Source organism: Rothia aeria (assembly GCF_016726365.1).
Taxonomy (GTDB): domain Bacteria; phylum Actinomycetota; class Actinomycetes; order Actinomycetales; family Micrococcaceae; genus Rothia; species Rothia aeria.
The window spans coordinates 233,547-253,253 of record NZ_CP068102.1; the positions used below are offsets into that span (position 1 = coordinate 233,547).

Consider the following 19,707-nt stretch of genomic DNA (forward strand, 5'->3'; position numbering starts at 1 on the left):
TGCACAGACACAAGAAGACACAGGAGCGCCCCGCCTCATCAAAACGATGGGCGGGGCGTCGAATCCTTTATAGCTTCTCCGGCTTATGCGTCCTGGATGGGCCAGTGGACGTCAACCTCGACGTTCTCTTCACCGGAGGTGGGGTACTTCTCGTACTCAGTGTTGTGCATATGTTCTCCTTTTGTCAGCACAAGGAATCCTGTCCCAATATGCTTGCTTGACCTACAAGGACAAGCCCCTTCTTTTGCTTTTGCGTCCTCGCATCAGCGGGAACACATCCAGTGTAGACCCGTGCAGTATTGGTTTTCCAGCCAAAAACCCAAAATGTAGGCAGGCACACACCGATATTTCTAGAAACCCACATTACTGTCCGCAATATAACGACAATACAACGGATTTTTATACGGAAAACCCACAATCGCAAGCGGTTTTTCCATCACTACCGCAGCCAATATCTCAAAACCAATACTCTCTCCGGCAAACCCCATAGCAAAACTCTCAAAAATACGGTGATACGGGCACAAAGCAACACTAAATCGTAGAAACACAACCCCTCTCGCGCAGCTCAACTGCACCAATACCCGCCTCGTGGTGCACCCCGTATTTCAGAGACACACACGATATACAGATGCCGCCCACCCCAGTGGAAAACCAGGGTGGGCGGGTATAATGTGGTTCCGTTTTCGGCGTACTACGCCAACGAAATTAAATCCTGATAGTCCTTCGACCAGAGATCTTCCACCGCGTCCGGCAGCAGCAAAACCCGCTCGGGGTTCAGCGCCTCAACGGCCCCCTCATCATGCGAGACCATCACAATGGCACCAGTGTACGCTTTCAAAGCATTCAGGATCTCCTCCCGAGAAGCCGGGTCAAGGTTATTCGTCGGCTCATCAAGCAGCAGCACATTCGCACTAGAGGCTACCAGTGTAGCCAGTGACAGACGGGTCTTCTCCCCACCCGAAAGCACCCCGGCCGGTTTATCAACATCATCACCTGAGAAAAGAAACGAGCCAAGGATAGTGCGCACCCGCGTATCATCCAGATCCGGCGCAGCGGATTTCATATTCTCAAAAACAGTGCGCTCACCCTCAAGAATTTCATGCTCCTGCGCGAAATACCCCAGCTTCGCCCCGTGACCATACACCACCTCACCTGTATCCGGCTGAGTCGCACCCGCCAGCATACGCAACAGGGTGGTCTTACCCGCACCGTTGAGTCCCAGCACCACCACCCGTGAACCCCGGTCAATGGCCAAATCAACGTCTGTAAAAATCTCAAGTGAACCATAGGATTTCGACAGCCCCCGGGCAGAAAGCGGGGTTTTACCGCAGGGAGCGGGGTCAGGGAAACGAATCGCCGCAACCTTATCGACCTGACGCTCTTCCTGAACCCCACGCATAAGACGCTCCGCGCGCTTAATCATCTGCTGAGCAGCCACCGCTTTCGTGGCCTTCGCACGCATCTTATTGGCCTGTTCTAAAAGCGCGTTCGCCTTCTTCTGGGCGTTGGCGCGCTCGCGTTTACGGCGGTGTTCATCCTGCTCACGCTGCATCAGATAATTTTTCCACCCCATGTTGTACTGGTCAATCACGCACCGGTTTGCGTCAAGATAAAACACCCGGTTTACCACCAGTTCCATGAGCTCCACGTCGTGGCTAATCACCAGCAGAGCACCCGAAAAGTTCTTCAAAAAATCTCGCAGCCACAGGATAGAATCAGCATCCAGGTGGTTGGTGGGCTCATCAAGTAACATCGTGTCCGCGTTTGAGAAGAGGATGCGCGCCAACTCCACGCGGCGGCGCTGCCCGCCCGAAAGGGTCGACAAGGGTTGGGAAAGTACCCGTTCGGGAAGGTCAAGGTTGGATGTAATGACCGCAGCCTCAGACTCCGCCGCGTAACCGCCGCCAGCAATAAACTCGGCTTCTAACCTATCGTAGCGGCGCATACCTTTAGCGCGCACCGTCGGGTCTTCGCTGGCCATATCATCTTGAGCCTGGCGCATCTTCCGCGCTACACCATCCAATGCCCGGGCCGAAAGAATACGATCCTTGGCGAGCTGGCTCATATCATCCACTTTGGGGTCCTGTGGCAGGTAGCCGATTGAACCGGAACGGGTAATGGTGCCATCCGCCGGTAGATTAAGCCCGGCCAACACCTTAGTCATAGTGGTTTTACCGGCTCCGTTGCGGCCTACAAGCCCAATCTTATCGCCTTTATCAATACGGAAAGTGACCTCTTCCATGAGCAGGCGGGCGCCAGCACGAAGTTCAAGGTTCTGTACGGAAATCACGATGCAGGATCTTTCGGGTGGGGTATGCGACAGATGCCAACTATGGCGGCAACCTCTCAAGTTTACGCGATGGCGCACCATGCGGGCTATTTCAGACTCGCATGGCGGTACGACGGTGCTCAGTACGAACTAGGCTCTATAAGGCACCGTTATATGACATGTTTTTACAGGCCTATGCACAAAGGCTCTAGTACTACCCCTATAATTTGAACAGTGTTCAAATAAATTTCTATCCACTAAGTGTTAAGGACCCCAACGCATGTCTGCAGCCACCCCGTACCGCCCATCCTCAGCCCGTAGCCTTGCCCTAGTAGCCGTTTTCGCAGCTTTCATAGCGGTACTTGGGCCGCTTTCCATACCGATCGCAGGCGTACCCGTACCACTATCGTTAGGCCCGCTAGCGATCTACGTGACCGCCCTCGTTCTAGGCGGGATCCGTGCCTTCGCAGCGACCAGCCTCTACGTTCTTATGGGGTGCCTGGGCCTGCCTATTTTTGCGCAGGGCGGCTCAGGCTTCGGCTCACTAGCTGGCCCCACCGGCGGATACCTCATCGGCTACCCTTTTGGGGCACTCGCTGCCGGGATGGTGGCCTACCTGGTAGTGCGCCGCCGCCTCAACCCGGCACTTACCGTGATACTACTTGCGGCAGCAGCGATGATCGGGTTCGTGACGCTTTCAACCGGTGGCCTCATCGGTCTCATATTCAACGGGCGCATGTCCTTCGAAAAAGCAGCTGGCATCGTCATATCTTTCGCGCTGCCTGATTCCGCCAAAGCGATCGTAGCGGCTCTCGCGGCGGCGGCGGTTCACCGAGCGTTCCCCGCACTGGCTGGGCGCGCATCCGCCAAAACAGCTAGGTAACACCGGTGTTCTTCTCACGACGACGCGTAGCAGAGACTTCGCAGGAAGCCGCAGATACCCCCTGCTATCTTCGCACTCACCAGGTAACCGTTACCGTTGACCTCCCCGACGGTGGGAACCAGCGCATCCTCGACTCGGTGACAGTGCGCCTTGAGGCACCCCGCACCGCGGTATTAGGGCTTAACGGGAGCGGAAAATCAACATTTCTGGGCCTCTTTAATGGACTGGTGCACCCCTCAGAAGGAACGGTGGAGGTCAATGGGGTGGATGCGCTCGCCCACCCGCACAAAGCACGGCAACAGGTGGGTATGATCTTCTCGGACCCCGCCGCGCAGCTTATTATGCCCACCGTGCGTGAAGATATTGAGCTGAGCCTGCGCCGGAACCCCACTCTGACCCGCAAGCAGCGACTGCATAAAGCCCACGAGCTTTTGGCGCAGCGCGGAATAGAGGACAAGCAGGATCAGAGCGTGTTCTCGCTCTCCGGCGGGGAAAAACAGTTGGTAGCGCTCACCAGCGTATTGGCCACCGATCCGCGGGTGCTGCTCCTTGACGAGCCGACAACACTTTTAGACCTGCGGAATCGACTGAACCTCATGCGCCACTTTAATACGCTGAACCAGATGCTGGTGATTAGCACCCACGACCTTGACTTGGCTGCCGCCGCCTGTGATGAGGCGATTATCCTTCACGAAGGACGGCTCATGGCGCACGGTGCCGCCGCAGACACCGTGCGCACATACCGTAACTGGTGCTCCCACGGCTTCCCCCATGAGCACACCCGCGGAGGTGCCGCTGATACATTAGGAAGCGACGATGAGTAAACGCACACGCCCCAAACGCGACGGTAGTTTTCAGGCTAAATTCTCCCCGGGTGCCGCGCTCATAGGTTCATACCGTCCTTTAGCGACACCGGTGCACCGGGTACCGCTGTGGCTCAAGGCGTGCCTTTTCGCAGCTTTTATGTTCCTGCTTGCGCTCACCGGGTGGCAGGTAGCCTTCGGGGTATGCGCGGTGTGCCTCATACTGGCCTACAGTGCGGGTATAAAAACAATGGAGCTGCTGCGGATGCTGTACGCCATGCGGTGGCTTCTCATACTCCTGGCGTTCTACTATGCCCTGTGGGGCGGGTGGGACCTTGGCGCGGATGTGCTTGCCACGCTCCTAGCGGCCACGCTCGCTTCACGGATTATTCTCACCAGTACCCCGCTGCCAGTACTTATTGATGGGGTTGTAACGTTCTGCGCACCCCTGCGGTTTGTGGGGGTGCGGTCCGAACGACTGGGTCTAGCAATTGGGCTTATGATACGGTCAATTCCGGCGATTATGGACCGTTGGGGAACGTTGCTAAAAGCCGCTGCCGCACGCGGGTTACCGGCTAAATCCACGTGGCGGCTGATTACTCCCCTCGTCGTGCAGACCGTTGATTATGCGCAAAAAACCGGTGATGCTCTTGCCGCACGCGGGTTAGATGAGTAACCCCGCTGCTAGGAGGCGTGCACGTCCCAGGTGTTTAGCGCCACCAAATGTACCAGTTGTGGCTGCCGTACAGGCTTTCAGAGAGCTTACTGAACCCACGGTATACGTCGGTGAGCATGGCGGGGCTGAGCATGCACTGTTCTGCTGCCAAAATAGCGGCGTCTAGTGTGGTGTTAACGGGTTCAGGTGTGTAGAACTCTGTGTATTGGGCGGCAACTACAGCCGGTACCGCTTCGTCCCGCTCCTGCCAGTAGTGGGCGATCGCCATAAAGTCAGCAGCATCAGGGCACCCAACCCACCCCCCGAAGGGCAGGTATGCTAAGGCCTCAGCTGGTTCAGTGACCGGCATATCAAGAAGTATGAGCTCCCCCGCCGCGTCACTATTTTGGGTGTCTGCTTCCTCATTAATGTAGGCGCTCATAAGGGTCAGCGGTTTGGGCTGCATGGCGGTAGCCTCCGTACCGTACTCGCCGGGTATAATAAGCGCTTCCCCCTCAACAAGCTCATGGTAGCTGCCCTTAAACGTGTCGGGGCTGAGCCGTTCAAAAGCTGCGTGGGCGAGAGATTCAACCGAAGCACCAGCTAGCGCACTGTGGTACTCCTCAATAATGGTGTGCGCGTGCTGCCGCACCTGCTCAGCGGTTACAGATTCTGAGGGGACTCCGGTACGCACGGAAATGTTGTTGAGCATGGTGCCGAGTAGGGTCTGGTCGAGGGCCACCACAACGGGGGTGAACCCCTCCTCACGGCCTTTCTCGCAACGGTTAAGATAACGCCGGTTGAGCTCTTCGTGCGGTTCGCCGCGTCGGATACGTTCGTGGGGGTAAGGATATAAAGCTATGAAACGATCGTAGGGCTCAGGCATGGTTTCTCCGATGATTGGTTCTCCCTAGTCTACCCCGGTTTTTAGGGTTTCGGCGCTGTTTTCAAGGTCCTGCCTATTTGGGGTATTTTTAGACGGCTTTATACGCTCCTTGTCCCACCCCAAACCTCTCTAAATAACCTAATTTTTGGGAGTTATTTGGCGCATAATTCTAGTACGCTGCTGGCTAAGTAACTGGTTATTCGCCCGGTTCTGTTCTGCGGTGTGCCTACGGGTATGCTGGGAAGGTGTCAGAAACTACCATAGATGAGCTAATCCCGGGCGCTTGGAGCATCGCCACCTCCGAACCAGACCTTCTACGTTCAAGGCGGTCTGAGCATTTTGCCGCCGAGGTTCACGAGCGTACCTCCCTAACGTTCGGTGAGCAGTACCGGGACGCAGTCGCCCCGAACCTAGAGTATGAGGCCCCTAAGGACCCGCAGGCGTGGGCTAATCGAGTCATTGAGCTCCCCACTGATACCGGGGTAAACGAGTACCAGGCCTTAACGGGTATCCGGTACCGGGGGCAAAATCTGGAACGGCCTTTCGTGGATGTGGTGGCCACCAATATCCCGTGCGATGCGCACAGTATCACCCGCCTTACACGCCTAGTGCTGAGCGAATATGCACAATTCAGGCCTGTATGTGCGCGGTTTTTCGTTCCGGGCAGCACGGATCATCTGCTGTCTGAATTGCGGAAAACGACCGGTGCGCAAGGCTCAGCTTTTGATATGCACCTTGTCTCTGGTGAGCTGAAGATGCTACTTGAGCGCCCCGCACCGAAAAATGTGGCGCGGGTACAGTTGGCCCCAATCAGCTCAGGGGAAGCCGCCGCCTTATGCACGCGTATTTACGCGGATATTGCCGAGGTTAAACCAGACTTACCGGAATGGGCCACCCCACAAGACGCCCAGTCTTTAGCCGATGCGGCCTCCGATGGCCTCTTACGGCAGGTGCTGGTGGATGAGACGCAGGCGGGTGTGCTGGCGTTCGCGGCACGCGGCGAACAGGGCGTGCACGGGTACAGTGTTGAGGAGATCTGCCTGGATGCACCGTTTCTGGGGCAGAAACTGGCGAATACGGTACTGTGGCACGGCATGAACAGCATCAGTCACAGCACTGCCATAAACCAAGGCAGCGCACTTTGGGGGACGATCCACCCGCACAATGCGCCCTCACTCCGTAACGCGTTAGGGGTGGGGCGCACTATTGTAGGTTCCTACGTGTGGGTGGGTGAACGCGCTTTCTAGCCGTCCTCTTCCATTCAGCCGCCAAAGCCCCCGTGCGGGGCGGCTATCGGCACGAAATACGATATTTTCGTACTGGCCGCCCCGCCGAAACTGCTTTCATGGCAGCTACCGTTGGGTGGGGTCTTAGTCCCACCAGAAGTACCATTGTTTGCTGTGGTGGATAGCGGTCGCTAGCGTCTCAAAACTGTCAAAAACCTGCGTCGGGGCGTCGCTGCAGAACGCAAATTGTTCAACCGCCAGCTGTTTTGTCTCATTAGGGTCGGTCACGGGGCGTTCAACATAGAATTCCAGCGTGTCGTGCCCGTCCAGCAGTCCGGGTATCGCACCGTATTTTTGGTACCAGTAATGAGTGAATGCCAGCTGGCTTTCGGTGTCGGGGCAGTCATTCCACCCGCCAAAGGGCAGGTAAGCGGGAATATCCGCAGGGTTATCGGCTGGAACCTGAACCAGCAGAAGCTCACCTTCAGTTATGTTATCGCCGCCTTCAAACGAGTTGATGGTAACGAATACCGGCTGTTCAGTGTGCTCTATACCGTCAGGCAGGAACGAGGGTTCTTTGAAAGTTTCCACCATGTTTCGGAAAAAGGCTTCTTCGTCCTCAAGAAACAGGTCAAGGTTTTCCGCAATTTCCTTCTTCCCACGCTCTTCAACAGATAAATCCTTGAGGGAGGCACGGTATTTCTCAAGCATATTGTGGGTGTATGCTCGGGCGTGATCTGGGGTTATGAGGTCCAGCTCGTCCGGCAGGTTATGCTCATCTGCAAGCTTGAAAAGAATGTCTTCAAGCAAGGTGTCGGTGGTGCGAACAAATACGGGCACATACCCCTGTTCTTTCCCTTGAGCCAGCAGCGTGTAGTAGCGGCCCATGATCTGCTCGGCCGAAGTACCTTCGGTGATACGCTCGTGCGGGTAGGGGAAGATGCGGGTATATTGTTCGTATACCTCAGTGGGAGTTTGTTCAGGCACTGTTCTTTCCTTCCAATAACGATTATTGCTACTAAAACCCTACAGAATGTTGCAGCCCTGTGCTACACGTCTGGTTATTCCCACCAAAAGTACCATTGGCGGTTGCAGTATATCCCCTGTGCCAGTTCCTCAAAACTGCTGCAGATAGGCCCAACTAGTTCGGGGCAGAAAATATACTGTTCTGCCGCTAACCGTTTTGTGGCTTCGGGGTTGGTACTGGGTCGGGTGACGTTGAATTCCAGCTCTTTATCGCCTCCTACCGCTGCTATGTACGCCCCGTATTTCTCGTACCAGTAGTGGGCGATAGCCAATTGGGTATCGGTGCTGGGGCAGTTATTCCAGCCGCCGGTAGGCAGGTAGGCGGGTATATCGGCGGGATGCTGGGCGGGTATTTTTGCTATGACGATTAAGGAACCTGGCTGCGCCATGCCGTCTTCAACCTGGTGGGCTGCGAAGAAAACCGGTTCACTACCCGAGGCGTCATTATGGAGTGTGAAATCGGGGTGATCGTAGAAATCAGCTAGTCCCCCACCGGCCCCCTGAAAAAGCGCGGCAGCCGCGGCGGGGTGAGTATCGGTGAAAGCTTGCTGCGCTATATCCATCGTGGTGGTGCCCCGCAGCGCCGAACGGTACTTCTCAACCAGCTGTTGCGTGTAGGCGGTAAGGGCGCAGGCGTCTGTCTGCTCTTGGGAGCAGCCCGCCCAGTCTGCGAGGTTCATCCGCATTGCTTCTAGCAGTGCCTCGGTGAGGGTTAGGATCACGGGTGTGAACCCTTCACGGGCTCCTTCACTGAGAAGTTCGCGGTAGGGGCCCATTACATCCTGCGTTCGGGTAGGGTTCTCTATGAGACGCAGCGGGTAGGGTAAAAGCTCAACGAACTTCTTGTATATGCCTGCCGCCATGGTGAGCCTTTCGTCAGTTGTGCGGGCATGACACTACCCTACCGAAGTTTTACTCGTAACAGTCGCAGCGTTGCTTTATTATTGCAGGCCGCCGCCCCAGTATACTCGCCCATAGTTTTGGGTGTGAAGGCTTTGGGCGAGCTCATCAAGAGTTCCGTTTGCCTGACGGCACTCCCCCACACTGACTAGGTCGTGTTCGGCGGCTAACTGCATGGCTTCGTGAGACTCGGGAGGGAACTGGCGGTACAGTATGATGCCGTACCGGTCAATGTAGGCGAGCGTGGCGTAGGTGTACTCCTGCCAGTAGCGGGTGAGGGCGTAGAACGCAGGCGTATCTAAGGGTGCTTCTGCGGGTACACAGGGTACGTGTGCGAGTATATCGGCTGGTTGTTCCACCGGGAAATCTACAAGAACAAGCAGTGTGTCAGCTCCCCACGTGGCGGAGGCAGATACCAGCGCCTCGGGAACACAGTAGGGTACATCCACAGGGGTAAATCCTGGGCTGAAGAGTTCCGTGATCTTATCGGTACGCCTTTTGTAGGTGCTCACCCTAGGGTGCCGTTCAAGCTGTTGGAATATCTTTTCGGCCACTTCACTGGTAGTCGTATCAAGCGTGCGCGCCTCATATTCCCCAATAATATTCCCCGCATACTCCCCCAAGCTGCGGGCTGTAACCGGTCTCGGTTCCCGGCCGGTGTAGCGCATAAAATCGGTGACGTTCTGCTCGATGCGGGTAAGTAACCCCTCATCAACGGCGAGGATCACCGGGTAGGTATTATGCCTCGTCAGCTCATCCCCGCTCGCTTCACCATAGAGGGATTCCACTTCGTCCCAGGTAAGCCCGGCGGTTAGCACTTGATGATGGTACGGGTACAGGTGTGTGAATCGTTCGTAAAGTGTTCCTCGCATATATTCTTCCCATCCGTTCTGGGTATTAGGCGATGAAGAGACAAAACCACACCGGCTATACCTCAGTTTACGACGTATTACGGGGTCGCGCCGCGCTGCGGGATGGGTGTTTTAAGATGCGCATTTGCCCAAAGCGGCGTAGAGTAGAAAAAACGCTATTGAAGGAGTTCAATGATGACGAATAACTACTTCAAGGAAATGATTCGCCTGGCCGACAGCATCGCGGATCAGGCACACTCAGGGCAGACTGATAAGATTGGGCGCCCTTATATTACTCACCCGCGCCGTGTGGCGTTTGCGGTACGTAAGCTGGCCCCCGAGAATATGCGGGTTGAGGCGCAGATTGTGGCACTTCTGCACGACACAGTTGAAGACACAGGTGTGACACTCGATTATTTAGCACGCTACTTCTCAGTCAGTATTGTGGATGCGGTGGACGCCCTCACCAAACGCAAGGGCGAGACCTTAGAACAGTCCATAGCGCGGGTACGGGCAAATGAGCTTGCCCGACTGGTGAAGCACGCCGATATTGCCGATAACACTGACCCGGAACGTACCGCCCTCTTAGATGAGGAAACCCGGGAGCGCCTAGCGAAAAAATACGCGAAAAGCCTCACCCTGCTCAGCCTCGGAGAATAATGAGGCAGCACTCTCAAACTATCCCATAGTTTAATAAGCTAACGGCATCGCCTTCTACTGTGAGAGTATCGGGCGATGCCGTTAGTTTTAAGGAGAAGCTCACGTTATCTGGTGCACAGATTGTACGTGGGCTTTTAGATATTGAACCCGAGCGCGCGCATCATATCGCGCCCGTCTTCAGTAATCCGTTCGGGACCCCACGGGGGCATCCACACCCAGTTCACGCGCCACTCGGCGACCACGTTATCGAGGTTTGCCTGCACCTGCTCCTCAATGACGTCCTGCAGCGGACATGCAGCCGTGGTGAGCGTCAGATCAAGGATGAGGGTGCCGTTATCGTCCCAGCGCATACCGTACAGCAGCCCAAGGTCGACGATGTTCACGCCGAGCTCCGGGTCGATAACTTCTTTGAGCGCCTCTTCGATGTCCTCCTGGGAGGGGCGTGCCTGCACCGTTTCAGTCATGATGCACCTTCTTTCGAAAGAGAGAGGTAGTGGTAAAAACTACTTCTTGCCAGTGTAGGCTACGTAGCCTTCTTCTTCCAGACGGTCAGCCAGCTCGGGGCCGCCCTGGTCGGCCATCTTCCCATCCACAAAAACATGCACGAACTGCGGCTTAATGTACCGCAGGATACGGGTGTAGTGGGTGATGAGCATAACGCCCATGTCGTTCGACTCGTGGGCACGGTTCACGCCCTCAGAAACAACCTTCAACGCGTCCACGTCCAAGCCGGAGTCGGTCTCATCCAGGATGCCGAACTTGGGCTTGAGCAGTTCAAGCTGCAGAATTTCGTGGCGTTTCTTCTCACCGCCGGAGAAGCCCTCGTTCACGTTGCGGGACACGAACGTTGGGTCAATCTTCAGCTGCTCCATGGCCGCTTTCACGTCCTTAGTCCAGGTGCGCAGGTTCGGGGCTTTCCCGTCCACCGCAGTCTTGGCCGAACGCAGGAAGTTGGACATGGTGACACCGGGAATTTCCACCGGGTACTGCATCGCCAGGAACAGGCCGGCGCGGGCACGCTCATCCACGCTCATCTCGGTGATGTCTTCACCATCAAGCAGAATCTGGCCGGAGTCAATCTGATACTTCGGGTGCCCCGCGATGGTGGAAGCCAGTGTAGATTTGCCCGAGCCGTTGGGACCCATAATGGCGTGAATCTCGCCGGATTTAATGGTCAGGTTCACGCCCTTGAGGATGGGCTTAGTGTTTTCGTCGTCCAGGATGACCGAGACGTGCAGGTCCTTGATTTCAAGGGTAGACATTATTTCTCCTAGTGGGGGATGCTTAGTTGTTGCTGAGGGCGAGCTCTTCTTCGAGCGCATCGGTGAGCTGCTCTTCAAGTTCGGGCACACGGATCTGCTGGATCACTTCGTTGAGGAAGCCGCGCACCACCAGACGGCGCGCCTCAGCCTCAGGAATACCGCGCGCCTGCAGGTACCACAGGTGCTCATCATCCAGCTGACCGGTAGTCGACGCGTGGCCCGCGCCCTCAATACGTCCGGTCTCGATCTCAAGGTTCGGCACCGAGTCTGCGCGGGGGCCAACCTCAAGAAGCAGGTTACGGTTCAGTTCGTAAGTGTCGGTGCCTTCCGCATCCTTACCGATCAGGACATCACCCACCCATACGGAGTGTGCACCCTTACCCTGCAACGCGCCCTTATAGGTCACACGCGATTTACAGTTCGGTACGGAGTGATCCACGAACAGGCGGGATTCGATATGCTGACCAGCGTCCACAAAGTAGAGGCCGTACATTTCGGTTTCCGCCCCGGGCTGCGTGAACTTGGTGGAGGGGGTGACGCGCACCAGGTCGCCGCCGAGGGAAATGCACACATGTTTGAACCGTGAATCGCGGCCCAGCTTCGCGTACTGTGCGGAAGCGTGCACAGCGTCATCGTCCCACTGCTGCACGCAGATGACGCTCAGCTGCGCGGAGTCGCCCACCAAGAACTCAATATTCTGAGCCAGGGTCGCTGAACCGGTGTGACGAATCACCACAACCGATTTCGAGAACGGTTTAGCCTCAACCACCAGGTGCTGCGCGGCAGGATCCCGGTGGGTGCCGACAATAGCGATCTCAACCTGCTCGTTCAGCTCAGCCTCTGCAGGGATAGTCACCACGGTTGCGGTTTTGAAGTGGCTCCAGGCGTTTGCGGCAACACGGTCCTCAGGTACACCTGCCAGACCGATACGCTCATCCTCACGCTGCACCTCCTCAACTACTACCGCAGAGGGAGCGGTAATTTTCGGCGCGGGTGCGGAGTGTTCCAGTGAATCGGTGTGCAGCCCGCCTAAACGCTTAAGCGGGGTGAAACGCCAGTCCTCTTCACGGCCGGTGAGGGGGCTGAAGTCCTCCACCTTGTACGAGGTCATGCGCTCAGCACGGGAAGCATCAAGGGTTTTCTGCACGTTATTGGGGTTCGACCCCTGGTGGTGTTCCTCGGTGGCGCGCAGGATGGTGTCATCGTGCACAAGCTCGCTGGCGAGCTTCTCACCTTCCTGGTCCATGCCGGGGATGATCGGGGCGTGATAGCCCAGGGTTTCTTCGGTGTTCGGCATTAGCCCACAGATCCTTCCATCTGAAGTTCGATGAGGCGGTTAAGTTCGAGCGCGTACTCCATCGGCAGCTCACGGGCGATCGGCTCAACGAAGCCGCGCACGATCATCGCCATTGCCTCGTCCTCAGCTAGGCCGCGCTGCATGAGGTAAAACATCTGCTCCTCAGAGACGCGGGAGACGGTCGCCTCGTGGCCCATTGTCACATCGTCCTCGCGCACATCCACATAAGGGTAGGTGTCCGAACGGGAGACGGTGTCCACCAGTAAGGCGTCGCAGACCACCGAGGATTTGGAGTGTTTAGCGCCTTCACGTACCTGCACCAGGCCGCGGTATGCGCTGCGCCCGCCATTACGTGCCACCGACTTCGACACAATCGTTGAGGAGGTATTCGGGGCAATATGCACCATCTTAGAGCCGGTGTCCTGGTGTTGTCCCTCACCCGCGAAAGCGATCGACAGGGTCTCGCCCTTAGCGTGCTCCCCCACCATGTACACTGCGGGGTACTTCTGGGTAACCTTCGAGCCGATGTTCCCATCCACCCATTCCATGGTGGCGCCCTCGTGGGCGACAGCGCGCTTAGTCACCAGGTTGTACACGTTATTCGACCAGTTCTGGATGGTGGTGTAGCGAACACGTGCGTTCTTCTTCACCACAATCTCAACGACCGCCGAGTGCAGCGAGTCAGACTTGTAGATGGGGGCGGTGCAGCCCTCAATGTAATGCACATAGGACCCCTCATCCGCGATAATGAGGGTGCGCTCAAACTGGCCCATGTTCTCAGTATTAATACGGAAATACGCCTGCAGCGGGATTTCCACGTGCACCCCCGGGGGGACGTACACAAACGACCCACCGGACCACACGGCGGTGTTCAATGCAGAGAACTTATTATCGCCGATGGGGATGATTGAGCCGAAGTACTCCTTGAAAAGCTCCGGGTAGTCCCGCAAACCGGTGTCGGTATCGACGAAGATCACGCCCTGCGCTTCCAGATCTTCACGGATCTGGTGGTACACAACCTCAGACTCGTACTGTGCGGCCACACCAGCGACCAGCGAGTTACGTTCTGCCTCGGGAATGCCCAGACGCTCATAGGTGATGCGGATATCTTCGGGAAGCTCCTCCCACGACTCCGCCTGCCCTTCAGTTGAGCGCACAAAGTACTTAATATTGTCGAAGTCAATCTCTGAGAGGTCAGCTCCCCAAGTGGGCATGGGCTTGCGTTCGAAGAACTTCAGCGCCTTCAAACGCATATTCAGCATCCACTCGGGTTCGTTCTTTTTCATGGAAATATCGCGCACAACGGCCTCGTCGAGGCCGCGCTTTGCCGCCTGACCCGCCACGTCAGAGTCTGCCCAGCCGTACTCGTAGTTACCAATGCCTTCGAGTTCGGGGTTCATCTCCAGGATCTCTGAAATGACGGTGTCGTTGGCTTCGCGCTCAACTTTCTCGGTCATTACGGCCTTTCTTCGATGGGTGAATAAAATTTCTGTCCCGCCACCCGTGATTCATGTGGGTGCGGTGTTCGTGTGAGGTTCTCGCTCAGCGCGCTAGGCGCATCCTCACACCCCGATACTGGGCTCCTTAGCGGGAGCGTTTCACGGGGTCGGATGCGGCGGTCGCTGCATCGGGTGTGCTTTCCGTGGCCTCGGGATGCGGCGCAGCGGATGTCTCCGGCTCGGCCGTCTCGGGAACCCGGTTAAGCGGAACGTGTGTGGTGCACACGTGTGCTCCCCCTGCCATGGTCGAAAGCCTCCGTACGTCAACGCCCAAAAGATCGGAAATAATCCAGGTCTCTTGCTCGCAAAAGACCTGAAAGTCTTCGGCGAGATCACGTACGGGACAGTGCCCCTGGCACAGCTGTATGCTGGCGAGGAAGTGTTCTGGCACCTTCCGCCCGGCAGGCGGTTCGGTGAACTGCGCGGTCGCCACGAAACCGTCACGGCTCATAGCCTCGGCGAGCGCTTTAGCCCGGGCTGCAACATCATCACCAGCTGCTTCCACTACGGGGCGGTAGCGGGCTTCCATTTCGGCGGCTCGGGCGGATGCGAATGCTTCAAGTGCGCTTTCACCGACGGTGTCGCGCAGCATTTCGAGGGCGTTTCGCGCAATGAGTAGATAGTCGTTTCCTAGGCGCTCGTGCCCTTGAGGGGCGATGACGTAGCGCCGGGCGGGGCGCCCTGCGCCCGCACCATACTGTTTGAGCGGGGCAACTTCGATCATGTTGGCCTGCTCAAGTGCGTCGAGATGGCGACGCACAGCGGCTGGGGTGAGGCTCAGAAGCTCACCCAGATTAGCCGCAGAAACGGGACCGTGGTTGAGAACCCCGCGGAGGACTCGGTCGCGGGTACGTTCTTCAGCCTCTGCCTTGCGTGCGCCGGAGCTCGACTTCTTCGAATGTGGGGAGCTTGTCCCCTTCGCAGATGTCTTGTTCACGGAATACACAACTAAAGTATGTCCTAATTACTTCCCGGCTGGCTAGTAAGGTGCTCCTTCTCGCATAAATTAGTGCATTAAATGGGTAGAAAGGTAAGCATATATGACACACACCAGTGTTTTTGGGGAAAGAATCCCGCGTCCACCTGTGCACCCTTAGCCCACCGCTATTCAGCCTCGGACAACGCTCATATACCCCCAGAATGCGCCCGCGTCAGGGATTCGCACGCCGCTGAGACGGGGTGTCCTCGCCGCAGAACCGACACGCACGCGCTCGACTTAAGATAGTCTCTCTCAGGGCTTAAGATAGAGGGGTGGCTAAAGAAGATGTATCCGGCAAGACTGCACGCGGTAATGGCGATGGGGCAGCGCTGGAAATCGCCGACCTCGTTAAAGAGTTCAAACCTTCGCGTTCTTTCCGTGAGAAAAACCCCGAGCGTCTCACTGAGCGTGGCATGCACCGCGCCGTAGACGGGGTGAGCCTGCAGGTGTACCCCGAAGAGGTGACGGTGCTCTTAGGGGCAAATGGGGCAGGGAAAACCACCACCCTAGCCTGTGCCCAAGGGCTTCTGGCCCCCGACTGCGGAACTGTGAAACTTCTTGGCGAGAACCCGCTTCACGCCTCACCGGAGTTACGTGCCGCCGTTGGTATTATGCTGCAAGATGGCGGGCTCCCCAACGCTATGCGGCCCATCCCGCTGCTGCACCATGTGGCGAAAATGTACACTCATCCTGCCTCCGTTGATGAGCTGGTAGAAAGGCTCGGCATTGCATCTTTTAACGGCACCACTATTCGCCGTCTCTCCGGCGGGCAGAAGCAACGGGTCTCATTAGCTGCCGCACTTATTGGGCGCCCCAGCGTACTGTTCCTGGACGAGCCCTCGGCCGGGCTTGACCCGCAGTCCCGCAACGTAGTGTTTGATATTATCCGGGAGCAGCGAAAAGCCGGAGTGGCAATTATTCTCACCACCCACCTGATTGATGACGCGCAGAAACTTGCCGATTATGTGTACATTATTGAAAAAGGCAAAACTGTTCTTGAAGGTACCGTCCCCGAACTGGTCGCCGGGGACGGCACCGCACGGTTACATTACACCCTCAACGCGCACACTCCTGCCCGGGAAGAGCTGCTGCCGGTAGGTTTGCGCGGCGGTGTGGAACTTATTGAGCACACCCACTACACGCCGGGGACACCGGGTGAGTACGAGTTACGCGGGCCGCTCACCCCGGAGCACCTTTCAGCATTCACAGCTGCGCTCACTGCGCACTATATAATGCCCATCAGCTTGAAGATGGAACCTAAAACCCTAGAAGACGTATTCCTCGACATTTCGGGACGTGATATTCGATGACTCAGACCGCACCAACCGGCCCCGCCTCCGAGTCGCCCGCCGAGGCTGATACGTTCACCGAACCGCGCGCGGCATCCGGAGTGCAGCGTGTGCTTGCTCAGGGCGGTTATGAGACGCTGGCCATGCTTAAAAACGGCGAGCAGCTCATGCTTAATATTGCCTTCCCCGTCATGGCGCTCTTTGCGTTGCGTTACACGAGCTTCCTTGATTCTTACGCCGAGGGTATGGGCACGACCCGCATGAACGTGGCTGTTCCCGGGGTGCTCGCGCTGTGCGTGATTTCGACTGCGCTCTCGGGGCAGGGTATCGCCACCGGTTTCGACCGGCGGTACGGTGTGCTGAGGTTTCTTTCCACCACCCCTCTGGGGCGCAACGGCCTGATTATTGGCAAAGTGATTGCGGTTCTGACGGTGCTTGCTATCCAGTTTGTGCTTGTGAGCATCGTGGGTTTTGGGCTCGGCTGGCGGCCCGATATTTTTCAGATGTACCGCTCGTTGAGCACGCTGCTGCTTGGTGCTGCGGCGTTTACCGCCCTGGGTCTGTTTATTGCTGGCACCGTGCGGGCGGAGGCGACCCTCGCCATTGTTAACATTGCGTGGGTTATCCTTGCCGGTGCCGGAGGTGTACTGATCCCCATTGATAGTTTCCCTGAAGTGTACCGCGTTATTGTTTCACTGCTGCCTTCGGGGGCGCTTGGTGAAGCCATGCGTGGCGACTACCTGAAAGATGTGTTCCTGCCGCTGCCGCATCTAGTGCTGCTGGGGTGGGCACTCATTGTGGGGTTCATTGCCTCCCGCAAATTTAAGTGGTCCGATTAGCCACTGATATTCTGGACTACGCAACCCCGCCGCAGGTATCCTGCCGCTCTCAGCAGGCCGTGCCCTTGCAGCATGAGACGCTCACACACCGTCGGAAAAGGTCATCATGATTACCACGCTTAAAGATAAGCTCTCCCCCACCGAATACACCCCCTGGGTGCTGTACACGGCGGTGGGCACCGCACTGGCTAACCTGTTACTGATCGTCACCGGTGCCGTGGTACGCCTTACTGGTTCGGGGTTGGGGTGCGACACGTGGCCGCGCTGTACCGATGAACAATGGACCACCACCCCGGCTCAGGGAATCCACGGCTTCGTCGAATTTGGTAACCGGATGCTCACATTTGTGCTCATGGTCATTACGGTGCTCGCGTTCTTTGCGGTACTACGGTTAGCCCTGCCGCAGGCTACAGTACGTTCCGTACTTCCCAAGCTTTTTACCGGTCTGCGCACCCAAAATTCGCGGTACAGTGACCTGTTTAACCTGACGCTATTGCTGCTCTGGGGCATCCCCCTTCAGGCGGTTATCGGCGGTATTACCGTGTGGCAGCGGCTAAACCCGTGGATGGTGACCGCCCACTATATGGCCTCTGCCGTCATGATTGGTCTGGCCGCCGTGCTGATTAATAGGGTGCGCCGCTACTTTAAGCCCGCCACGGCTGCAGCCGAAAACCTTGACAGCGCGTTCAGCGAAAAAGGCCGTGTTTCTGTCCAAGTGCTCGGGTGGTTCGGCTTGGTGCTGGTCGTGTTTCTTGTGTTTATGGGTACGGTAGTAACCGGGACAGGGCCGCATGCGGGAGACCCACGCACCCACCGCCACGATTTCAATCCAATAGTTATAGCCCGTTTGCACGCCTGGGCGGTGTGGGTATACCTGGTATCCCTCATGACCCTGTACCTGATAGTACGCGCATATGCTCTACCTAAGGCGTATAAGTTCTCCCTTGCGGTGCTGACAGGTGTTATTGCCTGCCAGGGAACCATCGGGTACATCCAGTACAACACCGGCCTGCCTGCCCTCTTAGTGGAAGCCCACATGCTCGGCTCCGGACTGTTTACGTGGGCCGCCATATCCCTTATTGAACGGCAGCTGACGCTCACCTCACGCACAGCGCGTGAACTGGCGCTAAGCCGCAGGGTGCAGCACACCTCACCACAGTAAAACGTAAGGGGCGTCCCTCACCTATTACCCCGGTGAGGGACGCCCCTGAACTCTATAAGACGCGCATGTGGGCACCTAGAAAATAAATGACTCCATAATAGGGCCGCCCACAAATGGGTCGATCGCCAACGCAATAAACAGGATTGTCAGATATGTGATTGAGCCGTGAAACACCACCATCGCGGTTCGGCTCGTAGCCTTCTGGGCCAAAGCCAGCAGGTGCAGTTTATGGCACTGGTACAGGAACCAGGCACCCACCGCCGCGGCACTAAGACCATACACCCAGCCCGCGCCTCCTACAGGGACCAGCAACAGCGAGCAGATCACCATAGCCCACCCGTACAGCACCACCTGGACTGAGACCGAATGCGCTGGGGCAATCGCCCCAAGCATCGGCACCCCTGCCGCCTTATAGTCCTCGGCATATTTCATGGATAACGGCCAATAGTGCGGCGGCGTCCACAAGAAAATCACCGTGAACAGCACCAGGGCTGGCCACTCAATGGTTTCCCTCACGGCCGCCCACGCAATAAACACCGGCATGCACCCGGCGATACCGCCCCACACAATATTCTGGGTAGTGCGCTTCTTCAAATACAGTGAGTAGAAAACCACGTACAGCAGGATAGCGACCACACCCAGCACGCCCGAGAGCGGGTTCACCATAAACCACAGGTATGCCACCGAAACCACTGCTAACACCCAGGCAAACACGATAGCTTCCCGGTCGCTCAGCTCCCCAGTCACCAGAGGCCGCTTCTCGGTGCGCTTCATCTTACGGTCAATATCGCGGTCAATATAACAGTTAAACGCCCCCGACGCCCCTGCCGCCATAGCACCACCAATAAGGGTGTTCATCATGAGCCAGAAACTGGGCATACCGTGTGCAGCAAACATCATCGTTGGCGCAGTGGTGACCAACAACAGCTCAATCACCTGAGGTTTCGTCAGGTGAATATACGCCTTTATTTTGCGCCTGAGGCCAACGGGCCCCTCAACTGTATCCCCGGCAGGGGCAGCAGGCGCGCAGGCGCGCGCCTGTTGAATAGTATGACCCTTCACTGTGGGCTCCTTGGTGTGTGCGTGTGTGCACCCGTATTCCGCGTGGCTAGGGACTTTCCCAAGGCGCAACCAGCAGCGGACAAACCGCCGACCGAGGCGCCCATACACGGTGGAGTTACAGGCATGGCTACCTATATTGTAGGCCCGTGTGCATCCGCT

19 protein-coding genes are annotated in these 19,707 nt (G+C 57.0%); 8 read left to right on the forward strand and 11 right to left on the reverse strand.

Annotated features, from left to right (window positions below):
- Nucleotides 1–691: 691 nt before the first annotated feature.
- On the reverse strand, nt 692–2,290 hold the full coding sequence (locus tag I6I94_RS01005) for an ABC-F family ATP-binding cassette domain-containing protein (RefSeq protein WP_006887339.1): 1,599 nt from the start codon (nt 2,288–2,290) through the stop codon (nt 692–694).
- A 259-nt stretch (nt 2,291–2,549) separates the two neighbouring features.
- Between I6I94_RS01005 and I6I94_RS01010 the strand changes: the two genes are divergently transcribed.
- The 3 genes from I6I94_RS01010 to I6I94_RS01020 are packed head-to-tail and all read left to right on the forward strand — an operon-like array spanning nt 2,550 to nt 4,631.
- On the forward strand, nt 2,550–3,152 hold the full coding sequence (locus I6I94_RS01010) for a biotin transporter BioY (protein ID WP_201620773.1): 603 nt from the start codon (nt 2,550–2,552) through the stop codon (nt 3,150–3,152).
- A 5-nt stretch (nt 3,153–3,157) separates the two neighbouring features.
- Nucleotides 3,158–3,976 carry an energy-coupling factor ABC transporter ATP-binding protein gene (locus I6I94_RS01015; protein ID WP_128087767.1) on the forward strand — a complete coding sequence of 273 codons (819 nt, stop codon included), beginning with the start codon at nt 3,158–3,160 and terminating at the stop codon, nt 3,974–3,976.
- Nucleotides 3,969–4,631, forward strand: a complete 663-nt coding sequence (locus tag I6I94_RS01020; protein ID WP_128087766.1) for an energy-coupling factor transporter transmembrane component T family protein — start codon at nt 3,969–3,971, stop codon at nt 4,629–4,631. Before I6I94_RS01015 ends, I6I94_RS01020 begins: the two co-directional genes overlap by 8 nt.
- Nucleotides 4,632–4,665: 34 nt before the next feature.
- Here the strand turns inward: I6I94_RS01020 and I6I94_RS01025 are convergent, their stop codons facing one another.
- Nucleotides 4,666–5,496, reverse strand: a complete 831-nt coding sequence (locus I6I94_RS01025; protein ID WP_128087765.1) for a DUF4253 domain-containing protein — start codon at nt 5,494–5,496, stop codon at nt 4,666–4,668.
- Nucleotides 5,497–5,741: 245 nt separating this feature from the next.
- On the opposite strand from I6I94_RS01025, the gene I6I94_RS01030 reads away from it, so the two are divergent.
- Nucleotides 5,742–6,743 carry a GNAT family N-acetyltransferase gene (locus I6I94_RS01030; protein ID WP_128087764.1) on the forward strand — a complete coding sequence of 334 codons (1,002 nt, stop codon included), beginning with the start codon at nt 5,742–5,744 and terminating at the stop codon, nt 6,741–6,743.
- 123 nt (nt 6,744–6,866) lie between these two features.
- On the opposite strand, the gene I6I94_RS01035 is transcribed toward I6I94_RS01030, so the two are convergent.
- From I6I94_RS01035 to I6I94_RS01045, 3 genes are all read right to left on the reverse strand, one after another.
- Complete coding sequence (locus I6I94_RS01035) at nt 6,867–7,709, reverse strand: DUF4253 domain-containing protein (RefSeq protein ID WP_128087763.1); 843 nt, start codon at nt 7,707–7,709, stop codon at nt 6,867–6,869.
- A gap of 74 nt (nt 7,710–7,783) precedes the next feature.
- On the reverse strand, nt 7,784–8,611 hold the full coding sequence (locus tag I6I94_RS01040; RefSeq protein ID WP_201620774.1) for a DUF4253 domain-containing protein: 828 nt from the start codon (nt 8,609–8,611) through the stop codon (nt 7,784–7,786).
- 78 nt (nt 8,612–8,689) lie between these two features.
- On the reverse strand, nt 8,690–9,520 hold the full coding sequence (locus I6I94_RS01045; protein ID WP_128087760.1) for a DUF4253 domain-containing protein: 831 nt from the start codon (nt 9,518–9,520) through the stop codon (nt 8,690–8,692).
- A gap of 174 nt (nt 9,521–9,694) precedes the next feature.
- Between I6I94_RS01045 and I6I94_RS01050 the strand changes: the two genes are divergently transcribed.
- Nucleotides 9,695–10,159 carry an HD domain-containing protein gene (locus I6I94_RS01050; RefSeq protein WP_081481231.1) on the forward strand — a complete coding sequence of 155 codons (465 nt, stop codon included), beginning with the start codon at nt 9,695–9,697 and terminating at the stop codon, nt 10,157–10,159.
- A gap of 134 nt (nt 10,160–10,293) precedes the next feature.
- On the opposite strand, the gene I6I94_RS01055 is transcribed toward I6I94_RS01050, so the two are convergent.
- From I6I94_RS01055 to I6I94_RS01075, 5 genes are all read right to left on the reverse strand, one after another.
- Entirely contained in the window at nt 10,294–10,623 is a 330-nt protein-coding gene (locus I6I94_RS01055) for a metal-sulfur cluster assembly factor (RefSeq protein WP_006887140.1), read from the reverse strand.
- A gap of 39 nt (nt 10,624–10,662) precedes the next feature.
- Complete coding sequence (gene sufC, locus I6I94_RS01060) at nt 10,663–11,421, reverse strand: Fe-S cluster assembly ATPase SufC (protein ID WP_006887263.1); 759 nt, start codon at nt 11,419–11,421, stop codon at nt 10,663–10,665.
- Between the two features lie 22 nt (nt 11,422–11,443).
- The gene (gene sufD, locus I6I94_RS01065) at nt 11,444–12,718 is read right to left on the reverse strand and encodes a Fe-S cluster assembly protein SufD (protein ID WP_006887205.1); all 1,275 of its coding nucleotides are present in this window, start codon (nt 12,716–12,718) and stop codon (nt 11,444–11,446) included.
- Complete coding sequence (sufB, locus tag I6I94_RS01070; RefSeq protein ID WP_006887152.1) at nt 12,718–14,175, reverse strand: Fe-S cluster assembly protein SufB; 1,458 nt, start codon at nt 14,173–14,175, stop codon at nt 12,718–12,720. Before sufB ends, sufD begins: the two co-directional genes overlap by 1 nt.
- Before the next feature lie 127 nt (nt 14,176–14,302).
- Complete coding sequence (locus tag I6I94_RS01075) at nt 14,303–15,163, reverse strand: helix-turn-helix transcriptional regulator (RefSeq protein WP_006887202.1); 861 nt, start codon at nt 15,161–15,163, stop codon at nt 14,303–14,305.
- 305 nt (nt 15,164–15,468) lie between these two features.
- Here I6I94_RS01075 and I6I94_RS01080 point away from each other — a divergent pair, with 305 nt between their 5' ends.
- The 3 genes from I6I94_RS01080 (at nt 15,469) to I6I94_RS01090 (ending at nt 18,486) form a co-directional block, all read left to right on the forward strand.
- The gene (locus I6I94_RS01080; RefSeq protein ID WP_128087758.1) at nt 15,469–16,506 is read left to right on the forward strand and encodes an ABC transporter ATP-binding protein; all 1,038 of its coding nucleotides are present in this window, start codon (nt 15,469–15,471) and stop codon (nt 16,504–16,506) included.
- Entirely contained in the window at nt 16,503–17,324 is an 822-nt protein-coding gene (locus I6I94_RS01085; RefSeq protein WP_128087757.1) for an ABC transporter permease, read from the forward strand. The genes I6I94_RS01080 and I6I94_RS01085 overlap by 4 nt, the downstream gene beginning before the upstream one ends.
- 106 nt (nt 17,325–17,430) lie before the next feature.
- A complete protein-coding gene (locus I6I94_RS01090; protein WP_128087756.1) occupies nt 17,431–18,486 on the forward strand; it encodes a COX15/CtaA family protein in 1,056 nt (351 codons plus the stop codon).
- Nucleotides 18,487–18,561: 75 nt separating this feature from the next.
- Here the strand turns inward: I6I94_RS01090 and I6I94_RS01095 are convergent, their stop codons facing one another.
- Complete coding sequence (locus I6I94_RS01095) at nt 18,562–19,548, reverse strand: heme o synthase (protein ID WP_037287433.1); 987 nt, start codon at nt 19,546–19,548, stop codon at nt 18,562–18,564.
- Nucleotides 19,549–19,707: the final 159 nt, after the last annotated feature.

Coding starts and splice junctions, on each gene's coding strand:
- I6I94_RS01025 (WP_128087765.1), bottom strand. CDS start 5,496: ATGCCTGAGCCCTACGATCGTTTCATAGCTTTATATCCTTACCCCCAC.
- I6I94_RS01045 (WP_128087760.1), bottom strand. CDS start 9,520: ATGCGAGGAACACTTTACGAACGATTCACACACCTGTACCCGTACCAT.
- I6I94_RS01055 (WP_006887140.1), bottom strand. CDS start 10,623: ATGACTGAAACGGTGCAGGCACGCCCCTCCCAGGAGGACATCGAAGAG.
- sufB (WP_006887152.1), bottom strand. CDS start 14,175: ATGACCGAGAAAGTTGAGCGCGAAGCCAACGACACCGTCATTTCAGAG.
- I6I94_RS01010 (WP_201620773.1), top strand. CDS start 2,550: ATGTCTGCAGCCACCCCGTACCGCCCATCCTCAGCCCGTAGCCTTGCC.
- I6I94_RS01020 (WP_128087766.1), top strand. CDS start 3,969: ATGAGTAAACGCACACGCCCCAAACGCGACGGTAGTTTTCAGGCTAAA.
- I6I94_RS01085 (WP_128087757.1), top strand. CDS start 16,503: ATGACTCAGACCGCACCAACCGGCCCCGCCTCCGAGTCGCCCGCCGAG.
- sufC (WP_006887263.1), bottom strand. CDS start 11,421: ATGTCTACCCTTGAAATCAAGGACCTGCACGTCTCGGTCATCCTGGAC.
- sufD (WP_006887205.1), bottom strand. CDS start 12,718: ATGCCGAACACCGAAGAAACCCTGGGCTATCACGCCCCGATCATCCCC.
- I6I94_RS01040 (WP_201620774.1), bottom strand. CDS start 8,611: ATGGCGGCAGGCATATACAAGAAGTTCGTTGAGCTTTTACCCTACCCG.
- I6I94_RS01050 (WP_081481231.1), top strand. CDS start 9,695: ATGACGAATAACTACTTCAAGGAAATGATTCGCCTGGCCGACAGCATC.
- I6I94_RS01090 (WP_128087756.1), top strand. CDS start 17,431: ATGATTACCACGCTTAAAGATAAGCTCTCCCCCACCGAATACACCCCC.